The following is a 21092-nucleotide window of genomic DNA, read 5'->3' as shown; positions in this document are numbered from 1 at the left end:
CGTCGTACTCAGTCGAGGTCGCTGAGCACGGTGCCCGCGGCCGCGGGGGCGAGCCCTTCGAGGTCGGCGTACTCACCATGTTCGTTCAGGATGGCGAGATCGCGGGCGGCCAACTCACGGCGCCGCTCACGCACCATCGCCCGGGCGACCACAGAGGCCCGGCTCGTCGCCTTGTCGGTCGCGACGAGCTCGTCCATGAAGTCGACCAGGTCGTCCGGCAGCCGAACCGTGATCTGCTTGCTCATACCACAACCATACCGCCGTGGGATTCACTTCGGTAGCACCTGCTGGTGTGGCCCCAAACTGGTTTGGGGAGGTTTACCCGCCCGAATCGGGCAGTTGTGCTCCCCGGTTGGAGGCTAATTGGGGGAGAGGGCGGACCAGGCGATGAGGTCGGTGGCGGGGAGGGACGGGAGGGCGGTGATCGCGGAGAGTTCGGTGTCGATGAGGGCGACGAGCTGGACGAGCCGGGTGGTGATGTCGGCGGCTTCGAGGAGCTTCTGGCGGTCGGGGGTCATGAGTTTCATCGCGGCCGACATCAGGTACGACAACGTGCCGGGGTCGTCGGGGAGGTCGCCGAGGTGCAGGCCGGGGCGGCTGATCTCGCTGATCGCCTCGGCGTACTTGCGGAACCTTTCGAGCGCGATCGTTGCCGTACCCAGCGGGTCGTCGCCGAGGTCGTCGGCCAGCCATTCCACATCCGCGACCAGGTAGTCGCCGCCGCCGTCCAGCTCGCTCACCTTGAACCGGCGGTTGCCGGTCAGCGTCACCTCGACCGGTCCGTCGTCGTCCGCGTCCAGCGCGATCTCGGAGATCGTTGCCGCGCAGCCGGTCCCGTACAGCGACCGGAACACCCGCTCACCCAGCTCGTACCCGTCCCGGACCGCGAGCGCGCCGCAGACCAGTTCGCCGCCGTTCTCGACCAGGTCGCGGACCACCGCGCGGCCCTGGACGTCGGTCACCGGAATCGAGACCACCAGGCCGGGAAAGATCACCGTGTCGACAGTGAGCAACGGCAGGCGGGAGTCCATGCCAACGAGCCTAGTGGACGAACTCCGCGATCACGGCCGGTGACGGCGTCGGTACGGCGTCGTTGGCGGCCGACCTGTGGATATGGCGCGGAGCTGCCCGGTCCGCGCCACTAGACTGGCGCCATGATTCGCCGCGTCGACCTGCGGGGCCGAGTGGCGGCCGGAGAGGTCTCCGACCTCCAAGCCGAAGTGAATGCCCTCGTCCCCCGAGCCGTGTTCGACGTCGAGAAGGCTCTCGACGTCGTCCGACCCATCTGCCTGGACGTCCGCCATCGCGGCCTCGAGGCGATCCGGGAGTACGGCGAGAAGTTCGACCATGTGCGCGTCGAGGACATCCGGGTCCCGGCCGAGGCGCTGAAGACCGCGCTCGAGGAGCTCGACCCGGAGGTGCGCAGCGCCTTCGAGGAGTCGATCCGCCGGGTCCGCGAGGTCAGCCAGGACGAGCTCACCCCCGACATCGCCTCCGAGCCTGCACCAGGCGGGCGGGTGACCCAGCGGTTCGTCCCGGTCCAGCGCGTCGGCCTGTACGTGCCCGGCGGCCGTGCGCCGCTCGCGTCGAGTGTCCTGATGAACGTCGTGCCGGCGCAGGTGGCCGGTGTGCCGTCCCTGGCCATTGCCTCCCCGCCGCAGAAGGAGTTCGGCGGTCTGCCGCACCCGACGGTGCTCGCGGTGTGTGCGCTGCTCGGGATCGACGAGGTCTACGCGATGGGCGGCGCGCAGGCCATCGCCGGGTTCGCGTACGGCTTCGACGGCTGCAAGAAGGTCAACCTGATCACGGGTCCCGGCAACATCTACGTAGTCGCCGCCAAGCGGTTCCTGCTGGGTGAGGTCGGCATCGACTCCGAGGCCGGCCCGACCGAGATCGCGGTCCTGGCCGACGACACCGCCGACCCGAAGCACGTCGCCGCCGACTTGATCAGCCAGGCCGAGCACGACCCGATGGCCGCCAGCGTGCTGGTGACACCGTCCGAAACCTTGGCCGCCGCGGTCGAGGCCGAGCTGCCGGGTCAGGTCGCGCAGACCAAGCACCAGGACCGCGTGACGGAGGCTCTGCAAGGTCAGCAGTCGGCCGTCGTGCTGGTCGACGACCTCGAGCAGGGCACCGCGGTGGTCGATGCGTACGCCGCCGAGCACCTGGAGATTCAGACCGCGGACGCCGAGGAGCGGGCCGGCCTGATCACCAACGCCGGCGCGATCTTCGTCGGCAGCTGGTCGCCGGTGTCGCTCGGCGACTACTGCGCCGGCTCCAACCACGTCCTCCCGACGGCCGGTTGCGCCTGCCACTCGTCCGGCCTGTCCGTGCGCAGCTTCCTGAAGGCAATGCACGTGATCAACTACTCGCGCGATGCGTTGCAGGAGGTCGCCGGCCACGTGGTCACGCTCGCCCACGCCGAGGACCTGCCCGCCCACGGCGCCGCGGTGTCCGTCCGATTCCCAGGGGAGCGGTGATGGGCCGCTTCGACGGGCTGCCGATCCGCGACGAGCTGAAGAGCTTCGAGCCGTACGGCGCCCCGCAGCTCGACGTCCCGGTGCTCCTGAACGTCAACGAGAACCCGTACCCGGCGAGCGAGGCGACCGTCGCCGACATCGCCGCGGCGGTCACCGTGGCCGCTCGTGGCATGAACCGCTACCCGGACCGCGAGTTCATCGGCCTCCGTGCGGACCTCGCGGCGTACCTCGCGCGCGAGTCCGGCGCGCAACTCGAGCCGGAGCAGCTCTGGGCAGCGAACGGGTCCAACGAGGTGATGCTGCACGTCCTGCAGGCCTTCGGCGGCCCCGGTCGTACGGCGCTCTCGTTCGCGCCGACGTACTCGATGTATCCGGAGTACGCGCGGGACACGAACACCGCGTGGGTCACCGGCCGCCGCGCCGAGGACTTCACGCTGGACAAGAGCAAGGCGCTCGCGGCGATCTCGCGGCACCGCCCGTCGGTGGTGCTGCTCGCCTCGCCGAACAACCCGACCGGGACGGCGCTGCCGATCGACGTGACCGAGGCGATCGTCGCGCAGGCCGGTGCACAAGGTGCCGTGGTCGTGGTCGACGAGGCGTACGCCGAGTTCCGCCGCGCCGGGACGCCCAGTGCGGTCAGCCTGTTGCCGTCGTACCCGAATCTTGCGGTCGCGCGGACGATGTCGAAGGCGTTCGCGATGGCGGGCGGGCGGGTCGGATACCTTGCCGCGAGCAAGCAGTTCGTGGACGCGCTGCGGATCGTCCGGTTGCCGTACCACCTGTCCGCGGTGACCCAGGCAGTCGCGCGGGCGGCGTTGCAGCACTCCGACGAGTTGCTCGGCCGGGTGGAGCAGCTCCGGGTGGAGCGGGACGAGACCGTCGACTGGCTGCGATCGCTGGGGTTGCGGGCGGTCGACTCGGACGCGAACTTCGTGCTGTTCGGCACGTTCGCGGATCGGCACGCGGTCTGGCAGGCGTTGCTGGACGACGGCGTACTGATCCGGGAGACCGGTCCGGACGGCTGGCTGCGGGTCTCGATCGGCACCGGCGACGAGATGGCCGCGTTCCGCGCTTCGCTGGAGCGCGTTCTGAAGACAGACACGGGAAGGCAGACATGAGCGGGCGTACGGCGCGGATCGATCGGGAGACGAGTGAGTCGAAGGTCCTGGTCGAGCTGAACATCGACGGCGAGGGCCGGGCGGACATCTCCACGGGGGTCGGGTTCTACGACCACATGCTCAACGCGCTCGCCAAGCACGCGCTGCTCGATCTGCACGTGAACACGGTCGGCGACCTGGAGATCGACGCGCACCACACGGTCGAGGACACCGCGATCGGGATCGGCCAGGCGCTGAAAGAGGCCCTCGGCGACAAGCGCGGGATCCGCCGGTTCGGCGACGCGACCGTGCCGCTCGACGAGGCGCTCGTGCACTGCACGGTCGACCTGTCCGGGCGTCCGTACTGCGTGCACACGGGCGAGCCGGACGGTCAGGTGTACGCGATCATCGGCGGCGACTACGCCGGTTCGCTGACCCAGCACGTGTTCGAGACGCTCGCGTTCAACGCTGCGATCTGCGTCCACATCCGGGTGCTGTCCGGCCGCGACCCGCACCACATCGTCGAGGCGCAGTTCAAGGCGTTCGCCCGGGCGCTTCGGGCTGCCGCCGAGCTGGATCCGCGGCAGCCGGGCATCCCGTCCACCAAGGGCGCCCTGTGAGCAAGAAGGTCGTCCTGCTCGACTACGGTTCCGGCAACATCCGGTCGGGGGAGCGGGCGCTGCAACGTGTCGGCGCCGACGTCACGGTGACCTCCGACTTCGACGCGGCCTGCAACGCGGATGGTCTGCTCGTCCCCGGCGTGGGTGCCTTCGAGGCCTGCATGACCGGACTGAAGGCGGTCCGCGGCGATGTCGTGGTCGACCGCCGGCTGACCGGTGGCCGTCCGGTGCTCGGGATCTGCGTCGGCATGCAGATCCTGTTCGCCCGCGGTATCGAGCACGGCGTCGAGACCGAGGGCTGCGAGCAGTGGCCCGGCACCGTCGAGCGCCTGCAGCCGAAGGACGACCAACCGGTCCCGCACATGGGCTGGAACACCATCGACGTACCGTCCGGCACGAAGTTGTTCGACGGCATCGAGAAGGAGCGGTTCTACTTCGTCCATTCGTACGGCGTGCGCGAGTGGCAGCTGCAGGACGCCCGCGAGTCGGTCGCCCCGCTCGTGACGTGGACGACGTACGGCGCCGACCGCTTCGTCGCCGCCGTCGAGAACGGCCCGCTCACCGCCACCCAGTTCCACCCCGAGAAGTCCGGTGATGCAGGTGCCGAACTGCTTGCCAACTGGGTTCGTTCGTTGTAATACCAGTCGCGTAGCTGGTTTTACTCCTGACTGTCGGTCACGGTTGGGTGGCGGTGTCCGATTTCCGGGCTGCGAGGACTTCAAACTCGCCACCGGTGCTGTCACACTCACTCGCCAAGATGCTGGTTGGGGAACCTCCACCGAGGAGGCCGGGTGCTGGCGGCGAAGAATCTCGAGGTCGTCTACGACGATGTGATGCTGGTGCTGCGGGGCGTCGGCCTCGAGGTTCCGCAGGGGCGGATCGTCGCCCTGCTCGGGGCGAACGGCGCCGGCAAGTCCACCTTGCTGCGCGCGTTCTCCGGCCTGCTCGACGTCCATGACGGCGCGGTCCGGCGTGGGTCGATCACCCTCGACGGCGAGCCGATCCACACGTACGGCGCCAGCCGGATCGCTGCCCTGGGCATCAAACAGGTCCTGGAGGGCCGGCGCATTCTGGCCGACCTCACCGTCGAGGAGAACCTGCGGATCGGCGGGCACGTCAGCCCGCGCTCGATCAAGACCAACCTGGACCGGACGTATCAGTTGTTCCCGGTGCTGGCCGACCGTCGCCGCAAGCTCGCCGGCTACCTGTCCGGCGGCGAGCAGCAGATGCTCGCCATCGGCCGGGCGCTGATGTCGGATCCGAAGTACCTGCTGCTGGACGAGCCGAGTCTCGGCCTGGCGCCGATGATCGTCCAGCAGATCCGGGACGTGATCGTGCAGATCAACCAGGACGGTACGACGGTTCTGCTGGTCGAGCAGAACGCGGCGATGGCGTTGTCGATCGCCGAACACGGTTACGTGCTGGAGAACGGCGCGATGGTGATGGACAAGCCCGCCGCGGAGTTGCTTGCCGATGGCGACGTTCGCGAGTTCTACCTCGGTCTCGGCGCCGAAGGATCGGCGAAGTCCTTCCGGGACGTCAAGCACTACCGCCGCCGGAAGCGTTGGCTGTCGTGACGGCGACGGAAGCTCGGCGGAGTGAGAGCACGGAGGAAGCGACCCCGGTGCTCACGTTCGAGGATGTCCTCCTTGGATTCGACGGGGTGACGGCTCTCAACGGCGTGAGCTTCACGGTGAACGCGGGCGAACTGTTCGCGGTGATCGGGCCGAACGGCGCCGGCAAGACCTCGATCTTCAACGTGCTGTCCGGCGTCTACCGGCCGCAGCAGGGCACCGTCCGGTTCGGCGACGAGGACCTGATCGGCCGCCGGCCGCACGCGATCGCGCGCCTCGGCGTCGCCCGGACCTTCCAGAACATCGAGCTGTTCTCCAATCTCACCGTGCTCGACAACCTGATGCTCGGCCGGCACCTCCATCACCCGTACGGCGTCCTCGCCGCGTTCGCGTGGCTCGGTAAGGCCCGGCGCAACGAGCTCGCGAATCGCCTCGCCGTCGAGGAGATCGTCGACTTCCTCGAGCTCGCTCAGTGGCGACGTCTCCCGGTCGGCCTGCTGCCGTACGGCATCCAGAAGCGGGTCGAACTCGGCCGTGCTCTCGCGTCCGAGCCGAAGCTGTTGCTGCTGGACGAACCGGTCGCCGGGATGAACCTGGAGGAGACCGAGGACATGGCCCGGTTCATCCTCGACATCCGCGACGAGCTCGGGCTGCCGATGGTGATGGTCGAGCACGACATGGGCCTGGTGATGGATCTGGCCGACCGGATCATGGTGATCGACTTCGGCAAGCCGATCCGCACCGGTACACCGCGCGAGGTCGCGACCGATCCCGACGTGGTGCGCGCCTACCTGGGCGAGGAACACCGGGTGATGCCATGACCACGATCGCCACCCGGGTCCGGGAGCGTGCCAGGAAGACACCCGGCGGGATCGCCTTGCGGGAAAAGGATCTGGGCATCTGGCAGCAGGTCAGCTGGCTGCAGTACTGGGACACCGCCGAGCTGGTCGGCCACGCGCTGATTGCCCTCGGCATCGAACCCGGAGACCGGGTCGCGATCCACTCGGAGAACCGGCGCGAGTGGCTCTACACCGATGTCGGAACGGTCGCGGCCCGCGCGGCCACCGTCGGTCTCTACCCGACCAACCCGGTCGCCGAGGTCGGCTATCTGCTCCGGCACTCGGGCGCGAAGGTGCTGATCGCCGAGGACCAGGAGCAGGTCGACAAGGCGCTCGCGGTCGACGACCTGCCCGACCTGAAGCACATCGTGTACGTCGAACCGCGCGGCATCCGCTACCGGTACGACGACCCGCGGCTGATCGCCTGGCCCGACTTCCTTGCCCTCGGCACCGAGCACCGCGAGGCCCATCCGAACGCGGTGGCGCAGCGAATGATCGACGCCCGCCCAGACGACGTCGTGACGCTGATCTACACCTCCGGGACCACCGGACCGCCAAAGGGCGTGATGCTGACCGGTGCGAACGTCGACTTCGCGATCCAGGAGCTGGTCGAGCGCGGCGGCTTCACCGCACCACCACCCTCACCGCGCGACAGCGTGCTGTCCTACCTGCCGTTGTGCCATGTCGCCGAACGGATCTTCAGCGGCTGGTTCGGCGCCGGGGCCGGCGTGTGCGTGCACTTCGCCGAGTCGATCGAGACCGTCGCGCCCAACCTGCATGAGGTGCAGCCGACCGTCCTGTTCGGCGTACCCCGGATCTGGGAGAAGATCGCGGCCGGTGTGCAGATCCGGATCCAGTCCGCGGATCCGGTCAAGCGCCTGGTCGGCGGCTACTGGTTGCGCCGCGCCGACTGGATCGGCGGCGTCCTCGCAGCCAACGGCGGACGTCATACCGCCGCCTCGACAGTGGTCTACGGCATCGGCTGGTTGTTCTGCTACCGCGCACTGAAGGATCGCGTCGGTCTGCGCAAGGTCCGGTACGCCGCCTGTGGGGCCGCACCCATCGCACCCGAGGTACTGCGGTTCTTCATGGGACTCGGTCTGCCGATGCACGAGGTGTACGGCATGACCGAGAACACCGCGGTGGCCACCGCCAACCGTCCGGGCCGGGTCAAGGTCGGCACGGTCGGCGAGCCGCACGAGGGCGTCGAGGTACGGATCGACGAGAGCACCGGCGAGATCCTCACCCGGCATCCGGGGACGTTCGCCGGCTACTGGCAGGACCCGGAGGCGACCGCCAAGGTGATCGGCCCGGACGGCTGGCTGCACACCGGCGACGTGGGCGAGTGGGTCGACGGTACGCACCTGCGCATCACCGACCGGATGAAGGACATCATCATCACCGCGGGCGGCAAGAACGTCGCCCCGTCGGAACTCGAGAACGCCCTGAAAGCGTCGCCGTACATCAAGGAAGCCGTCGTGATCGGCGACCGGCGCAAGTTCCTCACCGCGCTGATCGGCATCGAGCCGGACACCGTCGGGCACTGGGCGCAGGTCCATCGGCTGCCGTATTCGACGTACGGCGACCTGTCCGCGAAGCCCGAGGTGATCGGGCTCGTCCAGGGGGTCGTCGACGAGGTCAACGAACGGTTCGCCACCGTCGAGCAGGTGCGGTCGTTCCGGCTGCTGCCGAAGGTGCTGGATCACGAGGACGGCGAGCTGACCGCGACCCAGAAGGTCAAACGCACCGCCGTCGAGTCGGCGTTCGCCGGCCTGGTCGAGTCCATGTACGCCGGGGGTGTCAGGTGAACGAGTTCGTCGCCACGGTGGTCCGCGGTCTCGGTAACGGGTCGATCTACGCCCTGCTGGCGCTGGGCTTCGTGATCGTCTACAAGTCCATGCGGGTGATCAGCTTCGCCCAGCCGGCGTTCATGATGGCCGGCGCCTTGCTGACTGGCTATCTGGTGCTGTCGATGAACTTCTTCGTCGCCGTCGGAGTCGCGCTGCTGCTCACCGGGCTGCTCGGCGCCGGGGTGGAACGGCTGGCGTTGCGGCCGATGATCGGCAAGCCGGTGTTCGTGATCGCGATCATCACCCTCGGCGTCGACATCGTGATCCGCACGGTGGTGAACTCGTTCATCGGCCTGGACATCCGGCAGATGGGTGATCCGTGGGGCCTGCGGCAGGTCGACGTACTGGGTGCCAAGATCGATCAGCGGCATCTCGCCACGCTGGTGACGACCCTGATCGTGGTGGCCGCGTTGTTCGCGTTCTACCGCTGGTCGCGCACCGGTCTGGCGATGCGGGCGGCGTCGTCGGACCAGGAGGTCGCGCTCGCGCAGGGAGTGTCGGTCGGGCGGGTGTTCTCGTTGTCCTGGGCGCTCGCGGCCGCACTCGCCGGACTGGCCGGCGTGTTCCTCTCGACCGGCATCGGACTCGAGCAGAACCTCTGGCTGACCGCGCTCAAGGCGCTGCCGGTGATCATCCTCGGCGGCCTGGATTCCCTCGGCGGCGCAGTGGTCGCGGGCCTCACGGTCGGCGTCATCGAGGCGCTGGTCGGCAGCTACGGCGACAACCTGCACCCGGTTTTCGGCGGCGACTTCTTCCTCGTCGTCCCGTACCTGCTGATGCTCCTCGTCCTGCTCGTCAGACCCTATGGCCTCTTCGGCACTGGAGAGGTTGAGCGCATATGAGTCGACCATTGCTCTACCTGTCCTACAAGCAGGACTCGGCTTTGCTGAACACGCCGGGGAAGCGGTTCTGGACGTCGGTGCTCGGGATCCTGGCGGTGTCGTTGCCGTTCCTGCTGACCGATGACCTGCTCGTCGTACTGGCGACTGCGTGTGTGGCGTCGATCGGGGCGATCGGGCTGAACCTCGTCACCGGGTACGCCGGGCAGGTGTCGCTCGGGCATGCGTTCTTCCTTGCCATCGGCGCTTATACGGCGGCGGCGTTGTCGGGGGATCCGGACAGCACCCGGCTGATCGGGTTCGGGATCACCTCGGTGCCGATCTGGTTGCTCGCCGCCGGGCTGGTCGCGGGACTGGCCGGGTTGATCGTCGCGCCGCTCGCGGCCCGGTTGCGCGGGTTGTACCTGGCGGTGGTGACGCTGGGCCTGGTGTTCATCGGGGAGCACGTGTTCAAGCACTGGCGCGATCTCACCGGGGGAGTCGGCGTCGGCCGTCCGGCCGCCGTACCGGAGCTGTTCGGGATCCAGTTCGCGGTGGACGGGGCGATGTTCACCAAGGCGCAGAAGCTGTACCTGCTGATGCTCGTGCTGCTGGTGATCTTCGGCGTACTCGCCCGGAACCTGGTCCGGTCCCGAATCGGCCGGGCGCTGGCCGCGGTCCGGGACCGGGACCTGGCGGCCGAGGTGATCGGGGTCGATGTGACCCGCTACAAGATGATCGCGTTCGCGGTGTCGTCGTTCTACGCCGGCGTCGCGGGGGCGCTGCTGTACGTGATGATCGGCTTCGTCGAACCGGGGTCGTTCAACCTCGGTATGTCGGTGCAGTACATCGCGATGGTGCTGATCGGCGGTGTCGCCACCATCTCCGGATCGGTGCTCGGCGCGCTGTTCATCACCCTGCTGCCGAGGATCACCCGCGAGCTGCCGGCCGTGCTGCCGTTCATCAGCAGCAGTTCGGCGGCCGGCGGCATCACGGTCTTCCAGGTCGAGACGATCCTCTACGGCCTGCTGATCATCGCCTTCCTGATCTTCGAACCGCGAGGGCTGTTCGGGATCTGGATCCGGCTCCGCACCTATTGGAAATCCTGGCCGTTCTCGCACTAAGGAGTATCGATGAGCATTCGGAGGGGAATCGCTGTCGCGCTGATCGCGGCGATGGCTGTGCTGGTGGGGTGCCGGAACGACGCCCCGGAGACGCAGGAGGGCGGGTCGGGCGTCAAGTTCGACGTCGGGGTCACCGCCGAGCCGTGCCCGGCCGCGGTCGACAAGACCAAGGGCTGCATCTACCTCGGCTCGATCTCGGACCTCACCGAGGGCCCGTTCAAGGCGCTCGGCGTACCGATCACCGAGAGCCAGAAGGCGTTCTGGCAGCGGGTCAACAAGGCCGGCGGGATCGGGGCCTTCGAGGTCGACGTGTCGAAGTACACCAAGGACAACAAGTACAACCCGCAGATCCACAACGAGGTGTACGCCGAGATCAAGCCCGACGTACTGGGGCTGGCCCAGACCCTCGGATCGCCGACCACGGCCGCGATCCTCGGCGACCTCAAGGCCAGCGGGATGATCGGCGTACCGGCGTCCTGGACGTCGGCGTGGGCGTTCGAGGACGTGATCCTGGAGTCGGGCACGAACTACTGCTTCGAGTCGATGAACTCGGTCGACTTCGCGGTCGAGACGCTGAAACCGAAGAGCGTCGCCGCGGTGCACTTCCCGGGTGACTACGGCGACGACGCCGCGGCCGGGACGAAGCTCGCGGCCGAGGCCAACGGGCTGAAGTTCACCGACATCCCGACTGCCCCCGGGCAGGAGAACCAGGGTGCGGCGATCCAGAAACTGCTCGCGGCCAAACCCGATCTGGTCATCCTGACCACCGGCCCGACCGAGGCGGCCACCATCGTCGGCGGCGCCGCGCAGAACGGTTTCAAGAGCCCGTTCATCGGCACCAGCCCGACCTGGAACCCGGCCCTGCTGAAGAGCCCGGCCGCGCCCGCGCTGACCGCGCTCTACCGCCAGTCTGGACCGTGGGCGCCGTACGGCACCGACACCCCGGGCCACAAGGCGCTGGCCGCGTCGATCGACCAGGCGACCTTCAAGGCCGCCCCGAACGACGGCTACACGGCCGGCTGGGTCTGGTCGTACCCGCTGAAGGCCGCCCTGCAGAAGGCGGTCGACTCCAAGGACCTCACCCGGGCCGGGCTGCTGGCCGCGGTGAAGTCACTGCAGACCGTGGACTACGAAGGGATGCTGCCGGCCGAGGCGGGCCGCTTCAACGGCGAGCCGAACGAGCGCGTCTTCCGCTCCAGCATCATCTCGAAGGTGGACCCGACGGCGCCGACCGGCGTCAAGGTGGAACGCGACTTCTTCACCGGCAAGACGGCGAAGGCGCACGACTTCACCAAGCCCTGCTACCAGTAACGGGCCCTGCTGTTGGTAGCGACCTGGGGGTTCATCTTGTAGGCGTCTGCCGTTCACCGTATGTTCACCGGTGACCGGCAGATCCTTACGCCCACGAGGAGGCCCCACCCGTGTCCGTTCACGAGAATCCCCTGTCCCGGCGGCAGTTCGTCACCCGAGCTGCCGCGGCCGGTGTCGCGGTCAGTGTCGCGGGCTCGGTGGAGGCGTTGTACACCGCCCAGCCCGCGCTCGGCACGTCCGGCCCGAAGATCGGCTACGGACCGCTGATCGAGGACCCGGACGGCATGCTCGACCTGCCGCGCGGGTTCAGCTACAAGATCCTGTCCCGCGAAGGCACCGTCCGGCCCGACGGGCTGCAGACCCCGAGCCGCTTCGACGGCATGGGCACGTTCGCGGACCGCGACGGCGGTGCTCGGCTGGTCCGCAACCACGAGTGCAGCCCGACCGCGAAGATCAAGGTGGTCGCGCCCGCCGAGCGGACCTACGACCCGGCCGGTGCCGGCGGCACCAGCACGCTGGTCGTGAACCGGCACAGCGCGACCACGAAGGAGTTCGTCAGCCTCGGCGGTACGGCGATCAACTGCTCCGGCGGCATCACCCCGTGGCGGACCTGGCTGACCTGTGAGGAGACCGAGCTCAGGGCCGGTGACAGCGGCTACACCAAGGACCACGGCTTCATCTTCGAGGTCGACCCGTACGACGACCGCCGCAACGTGGACCCGACTCCGCTGAAGCCGATGGGGCGGTTCCAGCACGAGGCGGTCGCCATCGACCCGTCGACCGGCATCGTGTACGAGACCGAGGACGCGTTCGTCGCGCCGCTCGGCGGCTTCTACCGGTTCCTGCCGAACCGCCCGCGCGGCGGCTGGGGCTCGTTGCGCGCCGGTGGCGAGTTGCAGGCGATGCACATCCCGGATCTGCCGGACCTGTCGGTGGTCCAGGAGGCCGGCACGCTGTTCCACGGCGTGCAATGGGTGAAGGTGCCGGATCCGCTGGCGACGACCGAGTCGGTCCGGGCGCAGGACTACGCCAAGCCGATCACCGGTGGCTACAAGCTCGAGGGCTGCTGGTGGGGGGCCCGGGATCGCTGCGTGTACTTCGTCTCGTCGTTCGCCCGGACCGAGCTCGGCCCGAAGGTGAACCACGACGGCCAGGTCTGGCGGTTCGACCCACGCAAGCAGACCCTGCGCCTCGAGGTGATCTTCACCCGGCCTTCGCCCGGCTCGGACGACCCCGAGTTCGACGCCCCCGACAACATCACGATGTCGCCGTACGGCGGGCTGATGATGTGCGAGGACGGACTCGGCGAGCAGCACATCCTCGGCACCACGGAGGACGGCGAGGTCTTCAAGTTCGCCCGCAACCGGGTGAACAACGGCACCCCGGAGGAACCGGAGTACGGCGAACTGGCCGGGGCCGGCTTCTCCGCCGACGGCCGCACGATGTTCTTCAACGTCTACAACCCCGGCATCACCTACGCGGTCACCGGCCCGTGGCGCCGTAGGCGTTAGGCGGTCGCGCCGGGGAAGGGCAGGGGGGCGCCGCCCCAGGTGAGTTGGCTGGTCGCGTAGCCGAGCAGGGTCTCGATGGCGAACGTTCGTACGGCGGGTTGTTCGGCGGCCTCGATGAGGTCGCCGTACACCGCCGCGATCCGGCGCTCGATCAGCAGGACCAGGGCGGTTGCGGTCGCGGTGTTGCTGACGACTTGGGGGAGGTCGTACGCCGGTTGGGCCGCGACCGGGGTTTCGCCGGCGGCGACCACCAACGCGCTCAGGCGGTCCCGGTTGTCGCGGTGGACCTCGAACGTGTCGGTCGCGTCCCGGAACCTGGCCCCGCTGAGCTTGCCCCCGGCGACGCCCACGCCGTACAGCGCGGCATGCTCACCGGCGAGCGCAGCCTGCAGAGCTTCGACCTGGTTCACGAGGCGTCCTTTTTCTTGGGCGTGAGCGTCGTGGACAGCTGGATCTCGGCCGCTGCTATCTCGGCGAGGAGGCGGGCCGGGGCGCCGGACAGCTTGGCCGCGGCTGCCGCGTTCGCGACGGCGGCGGCCTTCTCCTGCTTGGCGATGGCGGCCAGCGCGGCCTGGGAACTCGCCGGGACGGCGGACTTGGCGGCCTGCGGTGCGACGCCCTGGGTCTCCCTGAGCTTCGCCAGGTGGCTCACGTGGTACTTCGCACCCGCTGCGAGCTGCGCCCGCAGCGCCGGGAACTTACGGCTCGCGGTTGCGTAGAGCTGGGATAATTGAGTCACCTGGGTCGCCGCAGTACTGAGCGCCGCGACGACTGCCGGGTCGACGGTCGGTGTCTCCCCGGTCGGCCCCGGTGACGTCGGCGTGCCGTTCACGGCGCCGTTCGTTCCCGGCGTACCGGCCCCGGAGGCGGCGTCGTCCTTGCAACCGGCCAGCGCGACCGCGCCCGGGACAAGGGCGGCGGTGACGACGACAGTACGTCGGTTCGGTGTATATCTCATTTGGCGGCGTTCAGGCACGGCGGAACGATAGATGATACCTGCTGACCCGCCCACAACCGGCCCGGGAGAGCCGATGACCGGGATCGGGGCAGCGGGCGGATATGGTGGGCTACTGCTCTCGGCCGGACCGCCGGGAGCCGAACGGGTGCACAACTGGAGAGAGGCAGGTCAACCTGTGAGCCGAAAGCCGGGCCCCACGCGCCACACGGACACCACGAGCCTCGAGAACTTCCTGCGGCCGATCGTCGAGCAGTTCGGCTGCGACCTGGAGGCCGCTGACGTCACGCCGGCCGGACGCCGCCGTTTGCTGCGCGTCCTGGTCGACCGCGACGGCGGCATCAGCCTGGACGACATCGCCGAGGTGACGCGAGCCATCTCCAAGGCGCTCGACGCCGACGACATCATGGGCGAGGGCGCCTACACGCTGGAGGTCTCCAGCCCCGGCGTCGACCGGCCGCTCACCCTGCCCCGGCACTGGCGCCGCAACATCAGCCGGCTGGTCGCGGTCACGCTGACCGACGACGCGAAGCTGACCGGCCGCATCAAGTCCGCCTCCGACGAGGCGGCCGAACTGGACGTCGACGGCAAGCGGCGCAGCGTCGCGTACGCCGACGTGGCCAAGGCCAAGATCCAGATCGAGTTCAACCGGACCGCCGGCAACGACGAAAAAGAAACACCTGCCGACGGCACGGTGGAGGAGAACTGACATGGACATCGACATGGCCGTGCTGCGGTCGCTGGAACGGGAGAAGGACATCGCCCTCGAGGTCGTCGTCGAGGCGATCGAGGCGGCGCTGCTGGTGGCGTACCACCGGACCGAGGGAGCGCAGCAGCACGCCCGGGTCGAGCTGGACCGCAAGAACGGGCACGTGACCGTCTTCGCCCGCGAGCTGGCCGAGGACGGCACGCCGGCCCGGGAGTACGACGACACCCCGGCCGACTTCGGCCGGATCGCCGCCACCACGGCCAAGCAGATCATCCTGCAGCGGCTGCGCGACGCCGAGGACGAGGTGCGCTACGGCGAGTTCTCCGGCAAGGAGGGCGACATCGTCTCCGGTGTCGTCCAGCAGGGCCGCGACCCGCGGTCGGTGATGGTCGACCTCGGCAAGATCGAGGCCGTGCTGCCCGCGCCCGAGCAGGTGCCGGGGGAGAAGTACGAGCACGGCTCCCGCCTGCGGGTGTACGTCGTCGGCGTCCGGAAGGGCTTCAAGGGCCCGCAGATCACGGTCAGCCGGACGCACCCGAACCTGGTGAAGAAGCTGTTCGCGCTGGAGGTCCCGGAGATCGCCGACGGCACCGTCGAGATCACCGCGATCGCCCGTGAGGCGGGGCACCGGACCAAGATCGCGGTCCGCACCCTGAATCCGTCCGTGAACGGCAAGGGCGCCTGCATCGGGCCGATGGGTCAGCGGGTACGCAACATCATGCACGAGCTGCACGGCGAGAAGATCGACATCATCGACCACAGCGACGATCCGGCGACCTTCGTCGGGAATGCGCTGTCCCCGGCGCAGGTTACGTCGGTCGAGGTGGTGGACGCCGCGGCCCGTGCCGCGCGGGTCGTCGTACCCGACTACCAGCTCTCGCTCGCGATCGGCAAGGAAGGGCAGAACGCCCGCCTCGCGGCCCGGCTCACCGGCTGGCGGATCGACATCCGCCCGGATACCGATGTGACTGGTGATGACAAGAAGGTAGACTGATCTCTCGGTCGGTCGACTGAGTCGTCACCACACCCTGAGGAACTGTGACAGAAACTGCAGACGCGCGCCCTGAGAAGCTTCGGGAGCGCACCTGTATCGGGTGCCGGAAACGATCCAGCCCGACTGACCTGCTGCGGATGACGGTGTCCGGAGGACTTGTCCTCCCGGATCCTGATCGTCGGGCACCCGGCCGTGGAGCGCATTTGCACCCGGCGACCGAGTGCTTCGACCTCGCCGTCCGGCGCAAGGCGTTCCCACGGGCCTTCAAGGTCCCGGGGCCGCTGGACGTCACCGGGATGCAGGAGTACGTCGAGCAGCGTGATAGGGAAGAAGCAGTACAAAAGGCGGCCACCCGGCCGTCCGCGGCGGTCTGACCGGACCGTCGTGACCGACATGAAGGCGGGTCATCGACTCATGACCACTCGATGAGTGTCGAACGATGAGTGCAATGCGATGAGCATGTACGTCAACTAACGGTCCGCGCCCCAGGCTCGGACCAGAGGGAGAGTAGTGGCAAAGGTCCGGGTCTACGAGCTCGCGAAAGAGCTCGGAGTTACCAGCAAGGTCGTCCTGACCAGGCTGAATGACATGGGAGAGTTCGTCCGATCGGCGTCCTCGACGATCGAGGCACCCGTCGTCCGACGGTTGGCGGAGGAGTTCGAGAAGAACCCGCCGAAGAAGCGCGCGGCCAAGAAGGCCGCCGCCAGCACGTCTGCCGCGCCGCAGGCGACCGCACCGGTCGCGTCGGCGCCCAAGCCGGCCCAGCCGGCCGCCCCGAAGGCTCCGGCCGAGCGCAGTGCGCCGGCCGCTGAGGTGCGCACCGAGGCGGCTCCGGTCGCCGAGGCACCGGCCGCTGCGGCCACGACGGCCCCTGCGGCCGAGTCGGCGCCCGCGAAGTCGGCCCCGGGGATCAAGCCGGGACCGCGTCCGGGCCCGAAGCCGGGTCCGCGCCAGGAGTCCGCTCCGGCCGAGCCGGCTGCGCCTGCCCCGGTCGAGTCGGCTCCGGTCGAGTCCGCTCCGGCGGCCAAGGCGGAGACTCCGGCAGCACCGTCGTTCGAGGCTCCGGCCGCGAAGGCAGCCCCGGAGACCCGTGGCCCGTCGGCTCCGTCACCGGCGCCGCGTCGTACCGGTGGCGACTCCGCGGGCCGTCCGGGTCCGCGTCCGGCGCCGGGTGCGAGCCCGCGTCCGGGCGGCCAGGGCGGTGGCCAGGGTTCTGGCCCGCGTCCGGGTGGCCAGGGTGGTCCCGGTTCCGGTCCGCGTCCGGGTGGCCAGGGTGGTGGGCCCCGTCCGGGCGCCCCGCGTCCAGGTGCGCCCCGTCAGGGCGGCCAGGGTGGCGGCGGTCCGCGTCCGGGTGCACCGCGTCCGGGCAACAACCCGTTCAGCTCGACCCAGGGCATGCAGCGCGGTGGCGCACGCCCCGGCCCGGGCGGCCAGGGTGGTGGCGACCGGTCCGGGGCTCCGAGCCCGGCCGGGATGGCTCCGCGTCCGCCGCAGGGTCGCAGTGGCGGCGGCGAGCGTGGCGGTAGCGACCGGCCGCGTTCCGGTGGTGTGCCGGGCGCCCCGCGTCCGAACCCGGCGATGATGCCGAAGTCCTCGGCCGGTACGTTCACCGGCCGTCCCGGTGGCGGCTCCGGCGGTCCCGGTGGCGGCGGGGGCGGTGGCGGCGGTGGCCGTGGTCGTCCCGGTGGCGGCCCGGGTGCCGGTCCGCGCAGCGGTGGCGGTGGCGGCGCCGGTGGCGGCTTCCGTCCCGGTGGCGGCGGCCCGAGCGGCCCGCCCGGTGGCGGCGGTGGCCGTCCGGGTCCGGGCAACCGCGGTCGTGGCGGAACGCAGGGTGCCTTCGGGCGTCCGGGCGGTCCGGCGCGTCGTGGCCGTAAGTCGAAGCGGGCGAAGCGCCAGGAATTCGACAACATGCAGGCTCCGGCCGTCGGCGGCGTGCGCGTCAAGCACGGTGACGGCGAGGTCGTGAAGCTGCCGCGTGGCGCGTCGCTGACGGACTTCGCCGAGAAGGTCGGAGTCGACCCGGCGTCGCTGGTCCAGGTGCTGTTCCACCTCGGTGAGATGGTGACCGCGACCCAGTCGGTGAACGAGGAGACGCTCGAGCTGCTCGGTACCGAGCTGAACTACGACGTCCAGATCGTCTCGCCGGAGGACGAGGACCGCGAGCTGCTGCAGTCGTTCGACATCGACTTCGGCAACGACGAGGGCGACGACAGCGACCTGGCACCGCGGCCGCCGGTGGTGACCGTCATGGGTCACGTCGACCACGGTAAGACGAAGCTGCTGGACGCGATCCGGATGGCGAACGTCGTGGCCGACGAGGCCGGCGGTATCACCCAGCACATCGGTGCGTACCAGGTGACCACCGAGGTCGACGGCCAGGAGCGGGCGATCACCTTCGTCGACACCCCGGGTCACGAGGCGTTCACCGCCATGCGTGCCCGTGGTGCGCAGGCCACCGACATCGTCATCCTGGTGGTCGCGGCCGACGACGGCGTGATGCCGCAGACGATCGAGGCGCTGAACCACGCCCGTGCGGCGGGTGTCCCGATCGTGGTCGCGGTGAACAAGATCGACGTCCCGGCGGCGGACCCGACCAAGGTGCGCGGTCAGCTGACCGAGTACGGCCTGGTCCCCGAGGAGTACGGCGGCGACACCATGTTCGTCGACGTCTCGGCCAAGTCCCGGATCAACATCGACGGCCTGCTCGAGGGCGTCGTACTGACCGCGGACGCGGCGCTGGACCTGCGGGCGAACCCGAACATGCACGCCGAGGGCATCGCGATCGAGGCGAACCTCGACAAGGGCCGTGGTCCGGTTGCGACCGTGCTGGTGCAGCGCGGCACGCTCCGGGTCGGCGACTCGATGGTGGTCGGTCCGGCGTACGGCCGGGTCCGGGCCATGCTCGACGAGCACGGCAACACCGTCGAGGAGGCGACTCCGTCGCGTCCGGTCCTGGTGCTCGGTCTGACCGCCGTGCCAGGTGCGGGTGACAAGTTCCTGGTGGTCGACGACGACCGTCGGGCCCGGCAGATCGCCGAGCGGCGCGAAGCCCGTGCCCGTGCGGCCGCGAACGCCAAGCGTCGCGTCCGTCGTACCCTCGAGGACTTCATGGCCTCGATGGAGAAGGGCGAGGCCCAGGAGCTGCTGCTGATCCTCAAGGGCGACGTGTCCGGTTCGGTCGAGGCGCTGGAAGACGCGCTGGTCCGGATCGAGGTCGGCGACGAGGTCAACCTGCGGATCATCGACCGTGGTGTCGGTGCGATCAACGAGAACGACGTCAACCTGGCCATCGCGTCGAACGCCGTCATCATCGGCTTCAACGTGCGGCCGGCGGGCAAGGCCGGTGACCTGGCCGAGCGCGAGGGCGTGGATGTCCGGTACTACTCGGTCATCTACTCGGCGATCGACGACATCGAGGCCGCCCTGAAGGGCATGCTCAAGCCGATCTACGAGGAGGTCACCCTCGGCCAGGCCGAGATCCGGGAGATCTTCCGCTCCTCGAAGGTGGGCAACATCGCCGGTTGCTGGGTGACCAGCGGCCTGCTCAAGCGGAACGCGAAGGTCCGGTTGATCCGGGACGGCGCGGTGGTCGTCGACAACACCGAGCTGTCGTCGCTGAAGAGGTTCAAGGACGACGCGTCCGAGGTCCGCGAGGGCTTCGAGTGTGGTCTGACCATCAACAACTTCAACGACATCAAGATCGGCGACGTCGTCGAGGCGTTCGAGCTCCGCGAGAAGCCGCGTAGCTGACAGCAGGTGGTGCCCCTGATCCCGGGGGCACCGGAGTAACGTCCGGAGAGGCACTAGCCGCCTCTCCGGACGTTGTTCATGAATAGAGGAGTGAGCCCTGATGGGTGAAGCACGGGCCAAGCAGCTGGCCGACCGGATCCAGGTGCTCGTCGCCGAACTGCTGGAGCGCCGGGTCAAGGACCCGCGGCTCGGGTTCGTCACGGTCACCGATGCCCGGCTGACCGGTGACCTGCGGGAGGCGAGCGTCTTCTACACGGTGTACGGCGACGAGCAGGCGCGGGCGTCCACGGCGGCCGCGCTGGAGTCGGCGAAGGGCCTGATCCGCAGCGAGGTCGGCAAGGCGCTCGGGCTGCGGCACACTCCGAGCGTGGCGTTCTTCCTGGACGCCGTACCGGAGACCGCCGGGCAGATCGAGGAGCTGCTCCAGAAGGCGCGGTCGGCCGACGCCGAGGTGGCCAAGGCCGCCGCGGGCGCGAAGCCGGCCGGCGACGCGGACCCGTACAAGCACAAGGACGACGACGAGGACGAGCAGGACTGAGTACTGCGTTGAGCCTTGACTTCACGCCGGGGTCCGACGGGATCGTGGTCGTCGACAAGCCTGCCGGGCTGACCTCGCACACCGTCGTCGCCCGGATCCGCCGGCTGGCGGGCACCCGGAAGGTCGGCCATGCCGGCACGCTGGACCCGATGGCGACCGGTGTCCTGGTCGTCGGCCTGAACCGGGCCACGCGGTTGCTCGGCCACTTGCAGCTGGCCGACAAGTCGTACGACGCGACGATCCGGCTCGGTGCCACGACGACGACCGACGACGCCGAGGGCGAGATCACGTCCACGGCCCCGGTCGACGGCGTGACCGCCGAGGCGATCTCGGCGGCTGTCGAGGGGTTCCGCGGGGAGATCTCGCAGGTCCCGTCGAAGGTGTCGGCGATCAAGGTCGACGGGCGGCGCGCGTACGAGCGGGTGCGGGCGGGGGAGGAGGTCGCGCTCAAGGCCCGGGCGGTGACCGTGTCGCGCTACGACATCCTCGACGTCCGGCCCGACGACGACGGGATCTCGGTCGACATCTCGGTCGACTGCTCCAGCGGTACGTACATCCGCGCGCTGGCCCGCGACCTCGGCGCCGAACTCGGCGTCGGCGGTCACCTGACCGCGCTGCGCCGTACCCGGGTCGGTTCCTTCGATCTCAAGGCCGCTCACACTTTGGAGTCCCTCGCCGAGTCCTTCGACTGGCTGCCGATCGCGGACGTTGCCGCCGGCACCTTCCCGCGGTACGACGCCGACGACGCCCAGGCAGCCGCGATCCGCACCGGCCGTCCGCTGCCGGGGCTCGAACTGGGCGCCGGACAGACCGCGATGTTCGCCCCGGACGGCACCTTCCTGGCCCTCTACGAACCCCACGGCCCCGTCGCCAAACCCACCGCGGTCTTCGTCAGCTAAATGTCGGTGGCCCGGCGTAGCGT

Annotated in this window: 21 protein-coding genes; 17 read left to right on the top strand and 4 right to left on the bottom strand. The window is 69.3% G+C overall.

What is annotated here, in order from left to right; all coding sequences use genetic code 11:
- Positions 1–8: 8 nt before the first annotated feature.
- Together EV649_RS01775 and EV649_RS01770 are read right to left on the bottom strand one after the other, a co-directional pair.
- Positions 9–245: a ribbon-helix-helix domain-containing protein gene (locus tag EV649_RS01775; protein WP_130379807.1), complete on the bottom strand. Its 237-nt coding sequence runs from the start codon at positions 243–245 to the stop codon at positions 9–11.
- 114 nt (positions 246–359) lie between these two features.
- Positions 360–1031, bottom strand: a complete 672-nt coding sequence (locus EV649_RS01770) for an LON peptidase substrate-binding domain-containing protein (protein ID WP_130379805.1) — start codon at positions 1029–1031, stop codon at positions 360–362.
- 123 nt (positions 1032–1154) lie between these two features.
- Between EV649_RS01770 and hisD the strand changes: the two genes are divergently transcribed.
- The 11 genes from hisD to EV649_RS01715 all read left to right on the top strand — a co-directional run bounded on the left by hisD (position 1155) and on the right by EV649_RS01715 (position 13224).
- Positions 1155–2480, top strand: coding sequence for a histidinol dehydrogenase (gene hisD / locus EV649_RS01765; RefSeq protein WP_130379803.1), 1326 nt, complete (start codon positions 1155–1157; stop codon positions 2478–2480).
- Positions 2480–3598 carry a histidinol-phosphate transaminase gene (locus tag EV649_RS01760; protein ID WP_130379801.1) on the top strand — a complete coding sequence of 373 codons (1119 nt, stop codon included), beginning with the start codon at positions 2480–2482 and terminating at the stop codon, positions 3596–3598. Before hisD ends, EV649_RS01760 begins: the two co-directional genes overlap by 1 nt.
- Positions 3595–4197 carry an imidazoleglycerol-phosphate dehydratase HisB gene (gene hisB / locus EV649_RS01755; RefSeq protein WP_130379799.1) on the top strand — a complete coding sequence of 201 codons (603 nt, stop codon included), beginning with the start codon at positions 3595–3597 and terminating at the stop codon, positions 4195–4197. The genes EV649_RS01760 and hisB overlap by 4 nt, the downstream gene beginning before the upstream one ends.
- Positions 4194–4835, top strand: a complete 642-nt coding sequence (hisH, locus tag EV649_RS01750; RefSeq protein WP_130379797.1) for an imidazole glycerol phosphate synthase subunit HisH — start codon at positions 4194–4196, stop codon at positions 4833–4835. Before hisB ends, hisH begins: the two co-directional genes overlap by 4 nt.
- Before the next feature lie 195 nt (positions 4836–5030).
- Positions 5031–5774: an ABC transporter ATP-binding protein gene (locus EV649_RS01745; RefSeq protein ID WP_347233128.1), complete on the top strand. Its 744-nt coding sequence runs from the start codon at positions 5031–5033 to the stop codon at positions 5772–5774.
- Positions 5771–6592: an ABC transporter ATP-binding protein gene (locus tag EV649_RS01740; RefSeq protein WP_130379793.1), complete on the top strand. Its 822-nt coding sequence runs from the start codon at positions 5771–5773 to the stop codon at positions 6590–6592. The genes EV649_RS01745 and EV649_RS01740 overlap by 4 nt, the downstream gene beginning before the upstream one ends.
- On the top strand, positions 6589–8418 hold the full coding sequence (locus EV649_RS01735) for an AMP-binding protein (protein WP_130379791.1): 1830 nt from the start codon (positions 6589–6591) through the stop codon (positions 8416–8418). Before EV649_RS01740 ends, EV649_RS01735 begins: the two co-directional genes overlap by 4 nt.
- A complete protein-coding gene (locus EV649_RS01730) occupies positions 8415–9302 on the top strand; it encodes a branched-chain amino acid ABC transporter permease (RefSeq protein WP_130379789.1) in 888 nt (295 codons plus the stop codon). Before EV649_RS01735 ends, EV649_RS01730 begins: the two co-directional genes overlap by 4 nt.
- Positions 9299–10402, top strand: coding sequence for a branched-chain amino acid ABC transporter permease (locus EV649_RS01725; protein ID WP_130379787.1), 1104 nt, complete (start codon positions 9299–9301; stop codon positions 10400–10402). The genes EV649_RS01730 and EV649_RS01725 overlap by 4 nt, the downstream gene beginning before the upstream one ends.
- Positions 10403–10411: 9 nt before the next feature.
- Entirely contained in the window at positions 10412–11713 is a 1302-nt protein-coding gene (locus tag EV649_RS01720) for an ABC transporter substrate-binding protein (protein WP_130379785.1), read from the top strand.
- Between the two features lie 110 nt (positions 11714–11823).
- Positions 11824–13224, top strand: a complete 1401-nt coding sequence (locus EV649_RS01715; protein WP_130379783.1) for an alkaline phosphatase PhoX — start codon at positions 11824–11826, stop codon at positions 13222–13224.
- Here the strand turns inward: EV649_RS01715 and EV649_RS01710 are convergent.
- Together EV649_RS01710 and EV649_RS01705 are read right to left on the bottom strand one after the other, a co-directional pair.
- On the bottom strand, positions 13221–13634 hold the full coding sequence (locus tag EV649_RS01710) for a ferritin-like domain-containing protein (protein ID WP_130379782.1): 414 nt from the start codon (positions 13632–13634) through the stop codon (positions 13221–13223). The two genes, EV649_RS01715 and EV649_RS01710, sit on opposite strands and share 4 nt — an antisense overlap.
- The gene (locus EV649_RS01705) at positions 13631–14182 is read right to left on the bottom strand and encodes a cell division protein FtsK (protein ID WP_130379780.1); all 552 of its coding nucleotides are present in this window, start codon (positions 14180–14182) and stop codon (positions 13631–13633) included. The genes EV649_RS01710 and EV649_RS01705 overlap by 4 nt, the downstream gene beginning before the upstream one ends.
- A 175-nt stretch (positions 14183–14357) precedes the next feature.
- On the opposite strand from EV649_RS01705, the gene rimP reads away from it, so the two are divergent.
- The 6 genes from rimP to truB all read left to right on the top strand — a co-directional run bounded on the left by rimP (position 14358) and on the right by truB (position 21069).
- The gene (rimP, locus tag EV649_RS01700; protein WP_241997657.1) at positions 14358–14888 is read left to right on the top strand and encodes a ribosome maturation factor RimP; all 531 of its coding nucleotides are present in this window, start codon (positions 14358–14360) and stop codon (positions 14886–14888) included.
- A 1-nt stretch (position 14889) separates the two neighbouring features.
- Complete coding sequence (nusA, locus tag EV649_RS01695; RefSeq protein WP_130379776.1) at positions 14890–15882, top strand: transcription termination factor NusA; 993 nt, start codon at positions 14890–14892, stop codon at positions 15880–15882.
- A 44-nt stretch (positions 15883–15926) separates the two neighbouring features.
- Positions 15927–16256 carry a YlxR family protein gene (locus EV649_RS01690; RefSeq protein ID WP_130379774.1) on the top strand — a complete coding sequence of 110 codons (330 nt, stop codon included), beginning with the start codon at positions 15927–15929 and terminating at the stop codon, positions 16254–16256.
- Positions 16257–16392: 136 nt separating this feature from the next.
- On the top strand, positions 16393–19632 hold the full coding sequence (gene infB / locus EV649_RS01685; protein WP_130379772.1) for a translation initiation factor IF-2: 3240 nt from the start codon (positions 16393–16395) through the stop codon (positions 19630–19632).
- A 100-nt stretch (positions 19633–19732) separates the two neighbouring features.
- Positions 19733–20170, top strand: coding sequence for a 30S ribosome-binding factor RbfA (rbfA, locus tag EV649_RS01680; RefSeq protein WP_198682263.1), 438 nt, complete (start codon positions 19733–19735; stop codon positions 20168–20170).
- Between the two features lie 8 nt (positions 20171–20178).
- On the top strand, positions 20179–21069 hold the full coding sequence (gene truB, locus EV649_RS01675) for a tRNA pseudouridine(55) synthase TruB (RefSeq protein WP_198682262.1): 891 nt from the start codon (positions 20179–20181) through the stop codon (positions 21067–21069).
- The last annotated feature ends 23 nt before the right edge of the window (positions 21070–21092 follow it).

Source organism: Kribbella sp. VKM Ac-2569 (genome assembly GCF_004216905.1).
Taxonomy (GTDB): Bacteria; Actinomycetota; Actinomycetes; order Propionibacteriales; family Kribbellaceae; genus Kribbella.
Note: the sequence above shows the minus strand (reverse complement) of the source record. Positions and strands in the feature narration are given on the sequence as shown.

Coding starts and splice junctions, on each gene's coding strand:
- EV649_RS01775 (WP_130379807.1), bottom strand. CDS start 245: ATGAGCAAGCAGATCACGGTTCGGCTGCCGGACGACCTGGTCGACTTC.
- EV649_RS01770 (WP_130379805.1), bottom strand. CDS start 1,031: ATGGACTCCCGCCTGCCGTTGCTCACTGTCGACACGGTGATCTTTCCC.
- hisD (WP_130379803.1), top strand. CDS start 1,155: ATGATTCGCCGCGTCGACCTGCGGGGCCGAGTGGCGGCCGGAGAGGTC.
- EV649_RS01760 (WP_130379801.1), top strand. CDS start 2,480: ATGGGCCGCTTCGACGGGCTGCCGATCCGCGACGAGCTGAAGAGCTTC.
- hisB (WP_130379799.1), top strand. CDS start 3,595: ATGAGCGGGCGTACGGCGCGGATCGATCGGGAGACGAGTGAGTCGAAG.
- EV649_RS01745 (WP_347233128.1), top strand. CDS start 5,031: ATGCTGGTGCTGCGGGGCGTCGGCCTCGAGGTTCCGCAGGGGCGGATC.
- EV649_RS01735 (WP_130379791.1), top strand. CDS start 6,589: ATGACCACGATCGCCACCCGGGTCCGGGAGCGTGCCAGGAAGACACCC.
- EV649_RS01725 (WP_130379787.1), top strand. CDS start 9,299: ATGAGTCGACCATTGCTCTACCTGTCCTACAAGCAGGACTCGGCTTTG.
- EV649_RS01720 (WP_130379785.1), top strand. CDS start 10,412: ATGAGCATTCGGAGGGGAATCGCTGTCGCGCTGATCGCGGCGATGGCT.
- EV649_RS01705 (WP_130379780.1), bottom strand. CDS start 14,182: ATGAGATATACACCGAACCGACGTACTGTCGTCGTCACCGCCGCCCTT.
- nusA (WP_130379776.1), top strand. CDS start 14,890: ATGGACATCGACATGGCCGTGCTGCGGTCGCTGGAACGGGAGAAGGAC.
- rbfA (WP_198682263.1), top strand. CDS start 19,733: ATGGGTGAAGCACGGGCCAAGCAGCTGGCCGACCGGATCCAGGTGCTC.